11 protein-coding genes are annotated in these 16,745 nt (G+C 60.4%); 5 read left to right on the top strand and 6 right to left on the bottom strand.

The window, feature by feature from the left end:
* Positions 1 to 19 precede the first annotated feature (19 nt).
* Both FNT36_RS00530 and FNT36_RS00525 read right to left on the bottom strand, forming a co-directional pair.
* Positions 20 to 1,057 carry a YeiH family protein gene (locus FNT36_RS00530; protein ID WP_144842913.1) on the bottom strand — a complete coding sequence of 346 codons (1,038 nt, stop codon included), beginning with the start codon at positions 1,055 to 1,057 and terminating at the stop codon, positions 20 to 22.
* An 84-nt stretch (positions 1,058 to 1,141) separates the two neighbouring features.
* Positions 1,142 to 2,056: a LysR substrate-binding domain-containing protein gene (locus tag FNT36_RS00525; RefSeq protein WP_144842910.1), complete on the bottom strand. Its 915-nt coding sequence runs from the start codon at positions 2,054 to 2,056 to the stop codon at positions 1,142 to 1,144.
* A 156-nt stretch (positions 2,057 to 2,212) separates the two neighbouring features.
* Here FNT36_RS00525 and FNT36_RS00520 point away from each other — a divergent pair, with 156 nt between their 5' ends.
* From FNT36_RS00520 to FNT36_RS00505, 4 genes are all read left to right on the top strand, one after another.
* Positions 2,213 to 4,549, top strand: coding sequence for a heavy metal translocating P-type ATPase (locus tag FNT36_RS00520; protein WP_144842908.1), 2,337 nt, complete (start codon positions 2,213 to 2,215; stop codon positions 4,547 to 4,549).
* 290 nt (positions 4,550 to 4,839) lie between these two features.
* A complete protein-coding gene (locus FNT36_RS00515; RefSeq protein WP_233635569.1) occupies positions 4,840 to 5,856 on the top strand; it encodes a T9SS type A sorting domain-containing protein in 1,017 nt (338 codons plus the stop codon).
* A 182-nt stretch (positions 5,857 to 6,038) separates the two neighbouring features.
* A complete protein-coding gene (locus tag FNT36_RS00510; RefSeq protein WP_317129585.1) occupies positions 6,039 to 7,346 on the top strand; it encodes a chloride channel protein in 1,308 nt (435 codons plus the stop codon).
* A gap of 213 nt (positions 7,347 to 7,559) precedes the next feature.
* Positions 7,560 to 7,973 (top strand): EamA family transporter, encoded by a 414-nt coding sequence (locus FNT36_RS00505; RefSeq protein ID WP_144842903.1) that lies wholly within the window; start codon positions 7,560 to 7,562, stop codon positions 7,971 to 7,973.
* 11 nt (positions 7,974 to 7,984) lie between these two features.
* Here FNT36_RS00505 and FNT36_RS00500 read toward each other — a convergent pair whose 3' ends face one another.
* The 4 genes from FNT36_RS00500 to FNT36_RS00485 form a co-directional block, all read right to left on the bottom strand.
* Entirely contained in the window at positions 7,985 to 9,442 is a 1,458-nt protein-coding gene (locus FNT36_RS00500) for a carotenoid oxygenase family protein (RefSeq protein WP_144842901.1), read from the bottom strand.
* A 92-nt stretch (positions 9,443 to 9,534) separates the two neighbouring features.
* A complete protein-coding gene (locus FNT36_RS00495; protein ID WP_144842899.1) occupies positions 9,535 to 10,740 on the bottom strand; it encodes an efflux RND transporter periplasmic adaptor subunit in 1,206 nt (401 codons plus the stop codon).
* A gap of 48 nt (positions 10,741 to 10,788) precedes the next feature.
* Positions 10,789 to 15,222: a CusA/CzcA family heavy metal efflux RND transporter gene (locus tag FNT36_RS00490; RefSeq protein WP_144842897.1), complete on the bottom strand. Its 4,434-nt coding sequence runs from the start codon at positions 15,220 to 15,222 to the stop codon at positions 10,789 to 10,791.
* Between the two features lie 266 nt (positions 15,223 to 15,488).
* Entirely contained in the window at positions 15,489 to 15,887 is a 399-nt protein-coding gene (locus FNT36_RS00485) for a hypothetical protein (RefSeq protein ID WP_144842895.1), read from the bottom strand.
* Positions 15,888 to 16,048: 161 nt separating this feature from the next.
* Here FNT36_RS00485 and FNT36_RS00480 point away from each other — a divergent pair, with 161 nt between their 5' ends.
* The gene (locus FNT36_RS00480; RefSeq protein ID WP_233635568.1) at positions 16,049 to 16,681 is read left to right on the top strand and encodes an LON peptidase substrate-binding domain-containing protein; all 633 of its coding nucleotides are present in this window, start codon (positions 16,049 to 16,051) and stop codon (positions 16,679 to 16,681) included.
* Positions 16,682 to 16,745 lie beyond the last annotated feature (64 nt).

The following is a 16,745-nucleotide window of genomic DNA, read 5'->3' as shown; positions in this document are numbered from 1 at the left end:
ATCGCATGCGCACCCGTGCCTAAGGGTGCTCTGCTTGGCAGATAACGCAGAGCGAAACTATCGAAACTGTGAGCCATAGCAGCATGCCGAGCACGTAGGGCCGCCCGCCCACCGAGCGCACCACGCTAACCGACAAGCCTGCTCCAATGAAGAATAGAGTAAGCGTGAGGCCTGCTTTTGCCAGGCGCACCATAAAGGGACCTAGGGCCTTAGCAGCGGGCACGTAGGCCGGCGCATACGTATTGAACACCATGGCTGCGATGAAGCCCAGGATGAAATAGGGAATCGTAATCTTGGCTTCCTTCTGCTTGAAGACCATCGCCGTACCAAAGGCCACGGGGATAATCCAGAGCGCCCGCGCCAACTTTACGGTAGTGGCTACTTCGAGGGCTTGGCTGCCATAGGCTGCCGCGGCCCCCACCACCGAGCTAGTGTCGTGGATGGCAATGGCGCACCACAGCCCAAACTGCTGCTGGCTGAGGTGCAGCGCGTGGCCGATAGGCGGAAATGCAAAAAGCGCCACCGCATTCAGCACGAACACTGTGCCTAGGCTCACCGACAGGGCATCGTCCTCGGCCCCCAGCACCGGCCCGATGGCCGCGATAGCTGAGCCTCCACAAATAGCAGTGCCGCACGAGATAAGGTGTACCACGTGGCGCCCGAGCCCCAGCCACTTGCCGGCGAAGAAGCCCAAAACGAGCGTGCCGAAAATGGACCCGACTGTAAGCAAAATACCCTCTTGACCAGCCTGCACGGCGGCGTGCGCATTCATACCAAAGCCTAGGCCGACAACCGAAAATTGCAATAGCCTAGGTGTAAAGGCCTTGGTTTGCGCCACAAAAGGATTGCCAATTGTTTGGGCGAGCACTAAGCCCAACGCCAGCGCTAGGGGCGGCGTAACCCACGGCGTGAGACACGCCAGCAACAACAGGTGGAATACGCCCTGCCCTACCGTAATGGGGCGCCCCCACAAAAGATGAGGTGTGTGAAAACTGCGAAAGAAACTGGAGTTGGAAGATGCTGCAGCCGGGGCGGCCTTAGCAGGTAGAGTAGGCATGAAGCAAGTATTTCTGACGCCTCAAAGGTACTTAACCTACTTACCACAAGATAATTGCTAATTATTATTATTAATAACCTAAAGTTATAACTGTTGCGCTAATACTTGCTGCTGGCTGAAGCTCAAAAACCGTTGAGCTACCCGTGTTAGAGGCTGCCCCTGTACCCACACTGCCTCAAACTGCCGGGGCAGCACTAAGCCCGCGATAGGCACGATTTCAAGCTGATTTGCTGCCAACTCGCGCTTCAGCGCCTGCCGCGACACGAAGCCTAGTGCATCGGGCGCGGCGCCTAGGTACGCCTTTATGGCCTCGGTACTATCGAAGTGAAACGCTACCTGCAGGCTGCTAAGCTTGATTTTGTGCTCGCGCAGGGCAAATTCCAACACTTCGAGGGTGCCTGAGCCGCGTTCGCGCAACACTAGCGGGTGGGCCAGCACCTCAGCCAGCGGCAGTGGCGCCAAGGGTGGGCCGGCAGGCGTGGCCCGGCGCACGGCTACCAGCTCGTCGGGCAGCAACAGCTCGTGGTGCAAGTCGCGGCTCTTCGAGCGGCCCTCTACGAAGCCTAGGTCAAGGTCGCCGCGCAGCAGCGCCTCCGCAATGCGCTCAGAGTTAGCATTCAGCAGCGTAAGCTGCACCTGCGGGTAGCGCTGCTGGAAAGCAGGCAACCAAGCCGGTAGCACATATTGGCTCAGGGTGGTGCTAGCCCCTAGGCGCAGGCGGCCCACGGCCTCGTCGGGGTCACGCAGGGCCAGCAGCTGGTCGTCGAGTTGCTGCTCGGCGGCGACTACTACTTGGGCGTGGGCGAGCAGCAGGCAGCCCGCTTCGGTGAGGGCCACGCGGCTGCCATGCCGAGCCAGCAGGCGCTGGCCATACTGCTTTTCGAGCTCATGCAGGTGCTTGGTCACGGCAGGCTGCGAAATAAAAAGCTCCTGGGCAGCCTTCGTAAAGCTCAGGTGCTGGGCCACAGCAGCAAATACCCGCAGGCGAAAATCGGACATGCCCGCAAAGAACGGGACCGAAATGTTGTGGCCTTGGCTTCGCAATTATGTACCCGCCTAGGGGGCCTATTCCGCCACTTTTGCTGTTGTATACTCGAAGCGACGCGGGCGCTAAATCCTGCTCTACCTACCGCCGCGCTTACGCGGCCTTTTGCCATGCAACCCCTTTCACCTACCCTACCGGCCGCAGCCGAGCCCACGCCCGGCCCGGTCGAAACTGCTACCCTCGCCATCGAGGGCATGACCTGCGCCTCCTGCGCCAACTTTGTGGAGCGCGCCCTGAAGCGCACGCCCGGTGTGCAGAGCGCCCAAGTGAACTTGGCCACCGAAAAAGCCACGGTGGCCTTCTCGCCCACTGCCACCGACCGCGCTGGCCTTAAGGCTGCCGTGGAGGCGGCGGGCTACCACGTAGCCGAGCCCACGGCGGCGCCCGCCACAGCGAATATTGCTGGAGTCGACGTTAGCGATGAAGAGCTAGCGGCCCGCAAACTATTGGCGTATCAGCAGTTGTGCCACCGGTTCTGGGTAGCGGCTGGGCTGGCGGCCCTCATCATGCCGCTGAGCATGCTCATGCTATGGCCAGCTTTGATGCACCGCGTGCCCGAGCCAGCCCTCAATTATGGGCTGCTGCTGCTCACGCTGCCAGTGCTGCTGTACAGCGGGCGCGAGTTTTATGTAGCGGCTTGGAATGGCCTGCGCCACCGCACGGCCAGCATGGATACCCTGATTGCGCTGGGTACGGGTGCTGCATTCTTATTTAGCTTAGTAGCTACGGTGGCGCCACAGTTTTTTCGGCGCCACGGCCTAGCGCCGGCCGTTTACTACGACACTACGGCTACGATCATTGCGCTCATTCTTTTAGGTAAGGTGCTGGAAGCCCGCGCTAAACAACAAACTTCTGCTGCCTTGCAAGCATTGCTGGGCCTGCAAGCTAAAACCGCTCGCCTAGTGCGCCCCGACGGCCTCGAGGAAGACGTGCCCGTGGCTGACCTGCGCCCTGGCGACCTAGTAGCTGTACGCCCCGGCGAAAAAGTGGCCACCGATGGTCAGCTCACTACTGGCTCTTCAACCCTCGATGAGAGCATGCTCACCGGCGAGAGCCTGCCGGTCGAGAAGAACCCGGGCGATGCCGTATATGGCGCTACTATTAACAAGACTGGCGCTTTTCGCTTCCGGGTTACGAAAGTGGGCCGCGATACTATGCTGGCTCAAATAGTGCAGCTCGTGAGCGACGCCCAAGGTAGCCGGGCGCCCATTCAGCGATTGGCCGACCGCGTGAGTGGCGTGTTTGTGCCGGTGGTGCTGGGGGTAGCGCTACTCACCCTAGGACTATGGCTAGCGCTAGCTCCTACCGATACGCGGCTGCCGCTAGCCCTTACGGCCTTTGTATCAGTGCTGATTATTGCCTGCCCCTGCGCTTTGGGCCTGGCTACACCAACGGCCATTATGGTAGGCACCGGCAAGGGGGCCGATTATGGCATTCTAATTCGCAACGCAGAAGCGCTAGAAAAAGCCTACCGCGTAGATACTGTTCTACTGGACAAAACCGGCACCCTTACCCGCGGTGAGCCCGCCCTCACTGACCTAGTGGCCCTGCCTGGCTATGAGGCCGCCGCCCTTCTGCCTCTACTAGCGGCCCTAGAGCGCCAAAGCGAGCACCCATTGGCCGCCGCCGTGGTGCGCTATGCCGACAGCCAGCAGGCGCCCCTGCTTGCAGCCACTGGCTTTCGGGCCATAGCGGGCCAGGGCGCGGCAGCTACCGTAGCTGGCCACGCGGTGCTGCTAGGCAACGAGCGCCTCCTGCGCGAAGCTGGCATTGCCCTATCGCCCGATGCCCAGCAAGCCGCCGCAGGCTTACTAGCTCAGGCCAGAACGGTACTCTACGCAGCGGTTGATGGCCAGGTGGCAGGCGTACTGGGTCTAGCCGATGAGATACGTCCAACTTCGCTGAACGCCGTTCGTGCGCTACAGAAACAAGGCATTGACGTAATAATGCTAACGGGCGATAACGCGCAGACTGCCGCTGCCATCGCCGCACAAGCCGGTATCACGCGCTATTTCGCGGAAGTATTGCCACAAAATAAAGCCGAAAAAGTGCAAGAAATTCAAGCCGAAAGGCGCACGGTAGCAATGGTTGGCGATGGCATCAATGATGCTCCCGCGCTAGCCCGGGCCGATGTTGGTATGGCTATGGGCACCGGCACTGATGTAGCACTTGAGGCAGCGGGCATCACGCTTATGCGCCCCGACTTGCAGGGGGTAGCTACGGCCATTGAACTGTCGCGTGCCACCATGCGCACCATCCGGCAAAATCTATTTTTTGCCTTCATATACAACACTATTGGAATACCTATTGCGGCAGGTTTACTGTATCCAGCTACAGGCTGGTTGCTTTCGCCTATGCTAGCAGCTGGGGCCATGGCGCTAAGCTCAGTATCGGTACTCACCAATTCATTGCGGCTGCGTCGCTTTACGCCAACTGCCCGAACCTAGGGCTATTATTGGCATAGAAAAAGGAGCCGTTAAGCAAGTACTTGCTGTCATTAGCCGAAAAGACGTGACTGCCATACTATTTTGGGAGTACTATTTTTCCCATTTTGAGATTTCAATTTTCATATTAGTGCGATAAAGCTGATGTTTATGAAAACTTGCCGATACGAAGTAGCACAATAAGTATAAAAACGAGTTTGGCAACGGGTTTGTAAAGGAGGGCACGTACTCTATCCTTGTCCTTCTTTATGTTCAATTTTACTCTCCGCCTTCGTTCTTCTTTTCTTGGTCTTTTGCTAGCCGGTTTCGCGGCCTTGCCCTGTGCAGCGCAAAACCAGGTTCAGGCCCGCTCCTACTCCGATTCTCCTACTTTCAACACTGTTAATCCAGACCAAGCAGTAGATGAGTCGCTGGCCACTGCAGCTACGCTCAAACCTACCCTTATAGGCGGAGCGGCACTGCGAGTAACCTTCCCAGCTGCTATCCAGCCCGGCCAGCAGGCCATGCTTTATGTAAAGCCAGCCTCAGGCGTGCTTGATGCCTCGGTGCTTGGGCGCATGGTTATTCGCACCTATACCAGCAAAGTTCCTACGCAAATGCAGCAGGAGGTATCGCTGACCGATAATTCTGTTAATGTGAACCTCCTCCCCGGGAATGACGCAAGCAATAAAATAAGCTTTACGGCCACCCAGCCCTTCGACCAGTTGGAGCTGCGCGTAGGGGCCTTGCTCAACGTGAGCTCAAACGTGGATGTCTACGCCGTGTATGGTACGGTAAGCCCCCTACCCGTGCAGCTCACTACCTTTCAGGGACAAACTACTACTACAGGCGTAGCTCTGAAATGGGAAACGGCTTCGGAGCAAAACACCGACTACTTTGAAGTACAACGGGCCGAAAGCCCCAGCAGCAATTACAGCTCACTGGGCCAAGTAAAGAGCGCGGGCACCAGCACCCAAGCACGCAAATACCAGTTTGTAGATGCCCACGCGACTGGCCTGCACTACTACCGCCTGCGCCAAGTAGATGCCACGGGCGCCGAGACCTTTAGCCCCGTAGTTACGGTAGATGCTGGGCTGGTTGCTAGCCTCTCGGCTTACCCCACCCTGGCCACTAGCGTCGTGAATGTGACTGGTCGGGCCGGCACTCATTTGTCAGTATTCGACCAGCAAGGCCAGCAGGTGCAGGTGGCCGATATCAGCGCCAGCCAGCGGCAGCAGCTCGATGTAAGCAACCTGCCCAGTGGAATGTATTTTCTCCGCGATGCGGCCACGGGCCAGAGCGCGCGGTTTATTAAAAGCAGTGGGCGCTAGTCGCCGACTTACACTAGGACCTGGAGAGAACCTGGCTGCCCTGGCAGCCAAGCCTAGGGTAGCGAAAAGCCCCCGCTGTTTCAGCGGGGGCTTTTTGTTTTGGGTGCGCTAGCCTTGGTGCCTAGGGGGCGCTGGCCGGTTGCCTAGGCGTTGGGCCGCCGCTTGGCTTGTTACTTCGCGGTGTGGCTGTTCTTCCTAACTTTTTATCTGCACCCCGGCTGCTGGCTGCGGGGCGAGCCTTGACTATAGCACCCACGGTGCGGTTTGTGGGGCGCTGGCTGGTGCTGGCCGGGCTAGTAGGCTTGCTGGCTGGCACAGCGTCGGCGGGCTTTTTGGTGACGCTGGAGTGGGTCACAGCTTGGCGCGAGGCGCACCCCTGGGCACTGGCGCTGCTGCCCCTAGGGGGCCTAGCGGTGGGCCTAGCCTACCAGCGCTTCGGCAACCGCGTAGTGAAGGGTAACAACTTAATTCTGGATGAAATACATGCGCCGAGCGACCGCATTCCGCTGCGGCTAGTGCCACTGGTGCTAGGGGGCACCCTGCTCACGCACTTATTTGGTGGGTCGGCGGGCCGTGAAGGCACGGCTGTGCAGATGGGCGGGGCCCTGGCCGACCAGCTAGGGCACTGGCTGCCGGCCGGGCTGCGCTTGCGGCGCGACCGCCGCCTGCTGCTCATTGCGGGCATGAGTGCGGGCTTTGCTTCGGTGTTTGGTACACCGTTGGCGGGGGCCGTATTCGGGTTGGAAGTATTCTTACTGGGCGGGGTGCGCTACGAGGCTATCCTGCCGAGCTTCCTGGCTGCTGTGGTAGCCGATGTCGTGACGCGAGCCTGGGGAGTGGGCCACACCGCGTATCCAGAATTGGCAGCGCTGCCGCTGACGGCGACTGGACTGGCCGCCACGCTGCTGGCAGGGGCACTATTTGGGCTAGCAGCACGAGCGTTTGCCACGCTCACGCACGCACTCTCGCGGCTATTTGGGCGGCTGCGCTATGCGCCGCTGCGGCCGGTGGTGGGTGGCGTGGTAGTGGCGCTGCTACTATGGGCAGTGGGCACGCGATACGCTGGCCTAGGGGTGCCCGTTATCGTGGAGGCCTTTCAGCACCAGCTGGGCGGCCAGGACTTTGCCTGGAAGCTTCTTCTGACGGCCCTGACGCTCGGTGCGGGCTATAAGGGCGGCGAAGTCACACCGCTTTTCTTTATTGGAGCTACGCTCGGCTCGGCGCTGGCGGGAGTGCTGCCGCTGCCGGTGGCCCTGCTAGCGGGGATGGGTTTTGTAGGAGTTTTTGCGGGCGCGGCCAACACACCCCTAGCTTGCTTGCTCATGGGCCTAGAGCTGTTTGGTAGCCACGCGGGCGTGTACCTAGGGCTAGCGTGCGTGGTGGCTTACCTGTTCTCGGGGCACCGGGGCATTTATAGCTCGCAGGTAATTGGGCAGGTTAAGCACCCGCTCCTAGGTCGGCAGCACGGCCGCAAGCTCGGCGAGCTGTAAGTTAGTATTGAAACTGGTTTTTAAGAAGTTGAAAACAGCATTTGTCATGCAGAGCGTAGCGAAGCATCTCGCTCGCTTCGTTGTTGGCGTGAGAAATCACTGCGCCACGCGAGATGCTTCGCTACGCTCTGCATGACCAAACAGTCTTTTTCCGACTTCTTATGTCTGCACACCTGAATCATTAAACAATTAACCACTAATAATTAACAATTTATGTGGTGGTGGTACGCGTTGCTTTCAGCCGTGTTTGCGGCACTCACGGCTGTGCTGGCCAAAGTCGGCATCAAAGGCGTCAACTCCGACTTGGCCACGGCCATTCGCACGGTGGTTATTCTGCTGGTGGCCTGGGGCATTGTGCTAGCCAAAGACAATCCGGCCGACATATTTCAACTGAGCCCGCGCACTTGGCTCTTTCTAGGACTATCGGGGATGGCCACGGGCTTATCGTGGATATTCTATTTCAAAGCCTTGCAGCTAGGCAAAGTGTCGCAGGTGGCACCGGTCGATAAGCTCAGCGTGGCCATTGCCATTGTGCTATCAGTGGTGTTTCTGGGCGAAACCCTGACGCTAAAGGCTGCGCTAGGTGCGGTGCTCATCATTGGAGGCACCTTGGTTCTCATTCTTTGAGTTGCGCTTACCTAGGCTGGCTGCCACAGGCCATGAAAGCCCAGCGGAATGTTGTGCGGCAGCCGCAGGCGGGCTAGTAGGTGCAGGTCGGTTGCGTCGGCCACTATGAGGTCGGTGGTAGTGGTGGTAGCGTCGAAGCGCAGGTATATCAAGTAGCCGTCATCTTCGGCCGTAGCTCCTTCGCGCGGAATGACAACGGGCTCGCTCACTAGCGTGGCGGGTTCATAAGCATGGCACGCCGCGCCGGTTTGCACATCAAGCTTGATGAGGTGGTCGAGCAAGGGCAGCGGGTGGCTAGGCGGCCGGCCAATAGCCCAGGTGTAGCGGTAAGGCTGCCCTACGCACTGGGGGTTTACCTCGGGCAGTTCGCCCTCATAGTCTGACAGCTGCTGCCGCGTTACGGTGCCGGCCCCTAGGTTGAGGCGGAAGCGTACGAACTTGGCCAAGGGCTCGTCGTCGGGCAGGTTGCCAGCTAAGTAGGCCTTGATGCTGAGCGAATCGGGATAGGTATTCATCAGCAGGGCGTCGGCCACGAGTGTGCCATCGGCATCCTGGTAGCCATTCACGAAGTGAAACGGGAAACCAAACTCGGTTTCGAGGCGCTGCACCTCGCCGGTAGGCCCCACTACCACTATCTGGGTGGCCTGCCTAGGGTCTACTTTGATGGAGGCGGCCGGCGAAGTAATGCCCGCCAGCGCCCGCACCACATCAAACGCTACCGGTGTGAGGAAGAAAATACGGTGCCCGCTCTGGGTCAGCACAAAGTCGTGGGCAAAGGTGGCGGCTGGCATGGGCAACGCGTGAGCCAGCCGGGCCTCGCCTGCGGGGCTCACCTCGTAGAGCGCCAAGCGGTGCTGAGAGCCTGCTACGGTGCCAAAATTATGCAGCACGCCGGTGGTGGGGTGCACTTTAGGGTGAGCCGAAAAAGGTAGTTCGGGCGTGATGCGCCGGTCGAGCCACGAAAACGGGTTGCGCAGCGCTCCGTCGTAGTCAAAGCGCCCATGGGTGGCCAGCGTGTCAGGGTCGAGGCGGTGCGGCAGGCCGCCTTCCCACAGCGCCAGCAGGTGGCCACCATGCTCGACGAGGCTGGTATTCGCGGTGTTCTTAAACTGCGTTTTGCCAAAATTGGCGCGCAGGCCGCCGGGTAGGTTGGTGCCAAAGCTGCGGTAGAGCATGCGCCCGGCTTTCTCTTCAGCCACATACTCCTGGGTGCGCACATAGCGGTTGCGGTACGTCACGCCCCGCCCATCGAAGCGAAAGCGCGCCACCATGCCGTCGCCATCGAATAGGTGCTCGTACGGCACGCCGTGCTGCTCGAAGTGGCCGTTGCCATTACGCAGCAGCGTGCCTACTAGGTCGGGCGGCAGGGCGCCCTCTAGCAGCGGCAGCACTTCATCGTCGTATTCGGCGCGGGTGCGGCGGTTGGCCTCGACGTAGGCGTGCAGCGTGGGGTAATGGCGAATGGGCATGGCAGGCAGCAAGGGTTTAGCCGCTAACTACGGCGAGCGCAGAATAGTTGATGGCGAACAGTAGCTCGGACTACAAAGGCCATGCGACTGACCTACTCATCATCAGCCCCCTTGCGCAGCTCGGCGTCGAGAAAATACGCACCCCGGCGCACCAGTTGGGTGGTATCGGGCAACGGGTCGAGCACGGTCACGGCTACGTCGCCGTGCTGAGGCTGGCCAGCGCGCACCCTCACGCGCCGAAAGGCCGTGCGCCCCGAGTCCTGCCCTACACGCCGGAAAACATAGCTAAGGTCGCCAGCTTGGATGAGGGCGCTTTCGGGCAGGGTACGCACGCGGGCGCCGGCCGTTTGGATGCGGGCCGCCACAAACTGGCCGGGCAGCAGGTCGCGGCGCTCGGGCTCTAGGTGGGCGTGCACGCGCACAGTGCGCGCATTGTCGTCAAAGGCTTTGCCGACCAAAAACACGCGGGCCGTAAGCTCTTCGCCGCGGTCTACATTCTGCACCCGAAACAGAATTTTCTGGCCAAGTTTCACTTGGGCTACGTCTTTCTCGAACACCTTCAGCTCGAGGTGCAGGTCGTCGCGGTTGAGCACTTCTACCAGTACATCCTGGGGGTTCACGTACTGACCGGGGTTGATGTTCACCGCCTTCACGTAGCCGGAAATAGGCGTGGTAAGGGGCACGCTATTCTGAAGCTGCCCAGTGGCATCGAGGCGCGCTACCGAGATGCCGAGCAGTCGCAGCTGGGCGGCTGTAGCGCGCAGCGTGGCCTGCTCGGTAGCGAAGTCGGCGCGCGCCTGCTGGAGCTTGCGCTTGGCGCCCACGTCCTCCACATCAAGGATGCGCTGGCGCTCTAGGTCCTCGGTCAGGAAGCGCACCTTGGCCTTGCTCTGCAAGTACTGTTGCTGCATGGTGAGATACTCGGGCGAGCGCAAGGTAGCTACCGTAGCGCCGGCCGCCACGTGCTCGCCGGGCAGCACGGCCACCGTTTGCACGTAGCCGCCCTGGATGGCCGTGATGGAAACTCGGTTTTGGGGCGGCACTTCCACCGAGCCGTTGGCCTGCACCTCAGTCGTCATATTCTGGCGCTCGAAGCTACCTAGCTCGATGCCCGCCGCCCGCATCTGGGCGGCACTGACGGCAACTTGGTCGGGATTAGCGGGGGCGGCTGGGGCGGTAGACTTGCTCGCTTGGCCAGCTGGCTTGCCGCCCTTAGCCGCAGTATCGGGCTTCGAGCCGCACGCAGCTAGCGCGCTAATACTTACGACTAGGGCCAGCGGCTTCAACATGTTTTTCATCAAATATTCTATTTATAATCAAGCGCATGCGCAGCCTTACCAAAAGCTTTACTTAGCAGCCGGGTCTACGCCAGTGAGAGCTAGCAAACCCACTACTAGGTCGTCGTACTGCCGTACTTGGTCGAGGTAGCTTTCTTGGATTTGCCAAGCGGGCTGGGTGTTCACCACGTATTCTACATACTCGATATCACCGGCCCGGAAGCTTTTCTCAGCGGTGTCAAGAATGAGCTTAGCCTGGGGCAGCGCCGCCCGCTCGTAGTAGTCGAGCGAGGCGCGGGCGCGGGCCAGCTGCTGGCGCAGGGTAGCGAGCTGCGTCGTGAGCTGGCTTTGGGCGTAGGTGAGCTGCTGGTCGGCTACCTGCTGGCCGAGGCGGGCGGCGGCCACCCGCGCTTTTTGCACGCCGCCCAGCAGCGGCACCGCCAGCCCAGCCTGCACCACGCTAAAACTGCCTTCGCGGTTGATGCTCTGGTTGAAGTACCCTAGGCGCACATCGGGCAGGCGGCGCAGGCTCTCCACCTTGGTTTGCTGCTGGCTCACGGCCGCCTGCTGGCGCAAGAGGCCTAGTTGCGGGTTCGAGTCGGCCGACAGCCCTAGGGTATCGGCAGGAGCTAGCGGGGCTACGGGGCTTGCAGTAGTGTCGAAGCGGGCGGGTTGGGCGCTGCCCAGCAGCTGCCCCAGCTGGCGCTCTAGCACTGCAATGTCCACACGCAGGGTGGCCAGGCGGTTGCGCAGCTCCAGGCTGCGGGCCTCGGCCGACACCTGCTCGAGGCGGTTGGTTTCGCCCACTTGGTAGCGAATGCGCGCCGCGCGGGCAGCTCGCCGGTACAGGCTGTCTTGGCGGCGCAGCAGGGCAGCCCGCCGATACGCTACAAGCAGCTGGTAGTAGGACGAACGGATAACCTGCGCCACGTCGCGCCGCTGCTGGCGGGCCCGTTGGTCAGCCGTCAAGGCCTGGGCTTGCAGCAGCCGGCGCTGGGCTGCGTAGAGCGTAGGCAGGGCCGTTTGCTGAATAATGTTAAAGCTCTGGTCGTTAAGTGGGCCCGATATTTGGCCATACTGGTAGTCGAGCACTGTGCGAGGCACGTCATAGCCAGTCCGGTTGAGGGCGCGCTGCTGCTCGATTTGCAGGCCAGCGGTTTGCAGCGAGAGGTTTTGAGTACCGGCCGTTTGCAGTGCCTGCCCGAGGCTCAGAGGCTGGCCAGCGGTAGAGGCCAGGGTGTTTTGAGCCCGCGCGGGCAGCACGCCCCCACCTAGGAGCAGCAAGAGTAGGCTAGCCGTAACCACGGCCAGCACTGGGCTAGGCGCGGCGGGTGGGGCCTCTCCCATTTCGGCCGCGTGGCGGACCTTTTCCTGGTCCTCAGCCGCCTGCCTAGGGTTGGGTTCGCCGTCCTTTGTAAAGAAAGAATAGAGCACCGGCAGCACCAGCAGCGTGAGCAGCGTAGCTGAAATCAGCCCCCCAATCACGACCGTTGCGAGGGGTTTTTGCACCTCAGCCCCGGCCGACGTGCTCAGGGCCATGGGTAAGAAGCCCAGTGAGGCCACGCTAGCCGTGAGGATAACTGGCCGGAACCGCTCTTCGGTGGCGCGCAGCACACGCTCGCGCACTGAAGTCACGCCCTCGGCCGCCAGCTCATTGAGGCTGGCCAGCAGCACAATGCCATTGAGTACAGCTACCCCAAAAAGAGCGATGAACCCCACGCCTGCCGAGATGCTAAACGGCATGCCACGCAGCCACAGCGCCACAATGCCCCCGATGGTAGCCAGCGGCACACCCGTAAAGATGAGCAGCGCCTGTTTTACCGACCGAAACGAGAGGTAGAGCAGCATAAAAATGAGCGCCAGCGACACGGGCACCGCCACTGCCAAGCGCTTCTTGGCCTGCACTAGGTTCTCAAACTGCCCCCCATACGACATGGTGTAGCCGCTGGGTAGCTGCAAGCGCGCGCCTAGCTTTTGCTGAATCTCTTCGACTAGGCTTTGCACGTCGCGCCCCCGCACGTTGATGCCGATGTTGATGCGGCGGCGCGCATCGTCTCTGGAAATTTGAATGGGCGCGTTGTGGTAGGCCACGCTGGCCACCTCATCGAGCGGCACCTTCTGGCCGCTAGGTGTGTCCACATATAGGTTCTGCAGGTTGATGAGGCCCGCGCGGTGCACGCTGTCGAGGCGCACCACTAGGTCGTAGCGCCGCTCGCCTTCGTATACCTGCCCCGCCACATCACCCGCAAAGGAAGAGCGTAGCAACGTATTCAAATCGCTCACTTTTAAGCCATACTGGGCTAGCTTCTGACGGTCGTAGCTCACGCGCATCTGCGGCAGAGCCGCTATTTGCTCCACCTTGAGGTCGCCCACGCCCGCTAGCGGCCGAATGAGGTCTGCCGCCTGGTTGGCCTTTTCGTAGAGCACCCCTAGGTCGTCGCCGTAAATCTTGATGCTCACGTCCGACTTCACTCCCGAAATCAACTCATTAAAACGCATCTGGATAGGCTGCTGAAACTCTAGGTTCACCCCCGGAATGTCGGCCAACGCAGCCTGCATCTTACCCGCCAGCTCTTCGCGGCTGCTGGCCGAGGTCCACTGGCTGCGGTCTTTCAGAATAATCATCTCGTCGCTGTCCTCCATCGACATGGGGTCGGTTGGAATTTCGGAGGTTCCGCTCTTCCCTACAATCTGCTCGATTTCGGGAAACTGCTTGAGCAAGATTTGCTGCACCTTGGTGTTGGTGGCTACGGTTTGGGTGAGCGACGAGCCAGGAGCCAGTGTCACGTTGAGGGCAATGTCGCCTTCGTCGAGCTGCGGAATAAACTCGCCGCCCATGCCCGCAAACAGGAAGCCAGCCAGCACTAGCAGCGCCACGGCCGCGCCAGCCACCAGCCAGCGCGCCCCCAGCGCCGCCTTGATGAGTGGCGAGTAGCCCCGGTGCAAAAACTTCATGATGCGGTCGGCTAGGGTGCCTTCCTCCTTAATGTCCTTCTTGAGTGCCCAGGCCGTGGCTGCCGGCACGTAAGTGAGGCACATAAGCATGGCCCCAATGATGGCAAAGCTCACTGTGAGGGCCATGGGCCGGAACATCTTGCCCTCGATGCCGGTGAGCGACAAGATGGGGAAATACACGATAAGGATGATAAGCTGCCCAAACAGGGCCGACGACATAAGCCGCGTGGCCGCCTTTTCGGTGATGTCGTCCATCGTCTCATGGGCCGCCGCTCGACGCTGGTGAACCAAGTGAAAAATGACGGCCTCCACGATAATGACGGCGCCATCCACAATAAGGCCGAAGTCCAGCGCCCCTAGGCTCATCAGGTTGGCCGACACGCCAAAGAGGCTCATCATACCTAGGGCAAAGAGCATGCACAGCGGTATCATGAGGGCCACCACTACGCCCGCCCGCCAGTTGCCGAGCAGCAGCAGCAGCACGAGTAGTACAATCACGCCGCCTTCTATCAGGTTGTGCTCTACCGTGGCAATGGCTTTGTCGATGAGCTTGGTGCGGTCGAGAAAGGGCGTTACCGCCAGGCCTTTGGGCAGGGTTTTCTGAATCTCGGCCACCCGCGCCTTCACATTCTTGATGGTATTTTCAGAGCTGGCACCTTTCAGCATTAGTACGATGCCGCCTACGGTTTCGCCCTGGCCGTTGCGGGTCATGGCGCCGTAGCGTACGGCGTGGCCCATGCGCACGGTGGCTACATCGCGCACCAGCAGCGGCGCACCTTGCGCGGCTTGCTTTATCACGGTGGCGCCTAGGTCGGCCAGTGAGGTGGCCCGCCCTTCGCCCCGAATAAAGTAGGCGTTGGGGCCGCGCTCTAGATAAGCGCCTCCGGTGTTGGCGTTATTATCCTGCAAGGCTTGGTAGAGCTCAGCCATGGTAACATTATTGGCCGCCAACCGGTTGGGGTCTACCGACACCTCGTACTCACGCAGGTAGCCGCCAAAGCTGCTTACATCTACCACCCCCGGCACGCCGGCCAGTTGGCGCTTCACCAGCCAGTCTTGCACATCGCGCAGCGTGGCCAGCGAAAACTGCTTTTCGTAGCCCGGCAGCACTCGAATGCTGTACTGGTATATCTCGCCCAGGCCCGTGGTGATAGGCGCCATAGTGGGCACGCCCGCCCCAGCTGCTAGGTCGGCCTCAGCGCTCTTGAGCTTCTCGGCCACCAGCTGGCGGGTCTGGTAGGTGCTTACCTCGTCGGGAAAAACAACGGTAATTACCGACAGCCCAAAGCGCGAAATAGAGCGAATTTCCGTAACGCCCGGCACCGTGCGCAGCTGCAATTCGAGCGGCACCGTGATGAGCTGCTCCACCTCCTGCGCAGCCAAGGCCGGGCTTTGGGTGATAACCTGCACTTGGTTGTTGGTGACGTCGGGAATGGCGTCGAGTGGCAGGTTGGCTGCCGAATAGCCCCCCCAAGCCATGAGTGCGACCAGCAGCAGGGCTACCAGTAGCTTGTTGCGGACGCTAGCCGCAATAATTTTTTCTAGCATGAAAACAAAAGGATGCGGCGCTTGGGGGACGGGCTAGCAACAGCCGCGCGGGCTTCTGCAGTGCCGAAGCACCAGAAGCTCTCCTACCAAAAACCAGAATTACCAACTCAGCTCGTCAGCGTGCAGCCTGGCTAGGCGACAATCTCACGGCCCATACCGTACGCCGGCCCTAGGTCCTACCCAGGGCATCCTAACCGCTCGAGGCGCAAGCTGTTGTGCTTATACAGGATTAGGTAGCGCACACTACCCCCAGGGGCGGTGTGGGGCTAAGCTCGAGGTGGCTGTAGCAGGGCAGCTGTGGCACCGCCTAGGTAGCGCACTTGGCCAACCAGCCGATATTCTGGGCCCGCTACCAAGGCGGGCTGCCCCTCAAACGCGAGGGCTGGCCCAGTCAGCAGGAAAGCGAAGGCCAAATGGCTGCTGCACGCGTGGCGGCCATGCAGCGGCAGGCCCTGGTGGTCTTGCTGGTGCTGGGGCGAGAAGGTGCAGCCGAAGTGCTCCTTGGTGCCCGAGCCGTAGTGTTCGGCCAAAAACTGGCTCAGCGACAGCCCGCCGCCCGCCACCGAATGGTGGAAGCGGTAATGCTCCACTAGCTGGGGCAGCTTGCTCAGTTCCGACAGGTCATTCTGCGGAATAAAGCTACCGACCAGCATGAGACAGGCCATAAACAAGGAAACCACCACTTTCATACGCTGCCCCAAAACGCCTATACGAGCCGAAAGTTTACCGCTTTCTTCGAATTAGCAAAATTAAGAGTCATTCTAAACAAAAGCTCAGCGGGCACTAACGCAAAACATTTGCCTGTCCGTCGTATTCTTGGCTCATCATGCGTCTACTTCCGCTCTTCCCACTCAACCTCGTCGCTTTTCCGGGGGAAAAACTAAACCTACACATTTTCGAGCCTCGCTACCGCGAGCTGGTGCGCGATTGTTTTACTGAGGGCCTCACCTTCGGCATCCCGCCCTACCTCGACAATGCAGTGCAGGAGCTCGGCACCGAAATGCGCCTGCTCAGCATCGAAAAGACGCACACGGGTGGAGAAATGGACATCAAGACCGAAGCCATTGGGGTGTTTCGGGTGCGCCAGTTCTACCGGCAGGCGCCCGGCAAGCTCTACGCGGCGGGGCAAGTCGATGCCATTGTGCAAGATGAGGTAGCTGACCCGGCCCTGCGCCGGCTCATCGCCGAGCAAGTGCGCCAGCTCTACGAGGCCCTAGGTCTGCGTAAGCTGCTCTTGCAGCTCGAACCCGATTTCAAAATTTTTGACGTAGCGCACCACATTGGCCTTAGCACCGAGCAAGAATACCAGCTGCTGAGCACCACCGCCGAGCAAGAGCGCCAGGATATGGTGCACGAGCACCTAGCCCGCTTGCTACCCGCCGTACTCGAAGCCGAGCGCCTCAAAGAGCGAGTGCGCCTGAATGGACACTTCAAAAACCTCCAGCCACCAACGTTTTAAGGCGCTTAAACTTCCGTCTTAAGCAATTAAAAAGGGCTGGCCGCGTAATGCGCGGCCAGCCCTT

This window comes from Hymenobacter setariae, from assembly GCF_007713685.1.
GTDB classification, from domain to species: domain Bacteria; phylum Bacteroidota; class Bacteroidia; order Cytophagales; family Hymenobacteraceae; genus Hymenobacter; species Hymenobacter setariae.
The sequence above is the reverse complement of the archived record's forward strand: the minus strand, read 5'-3'. Positions and strand labels throughout refer to the sequence as shown.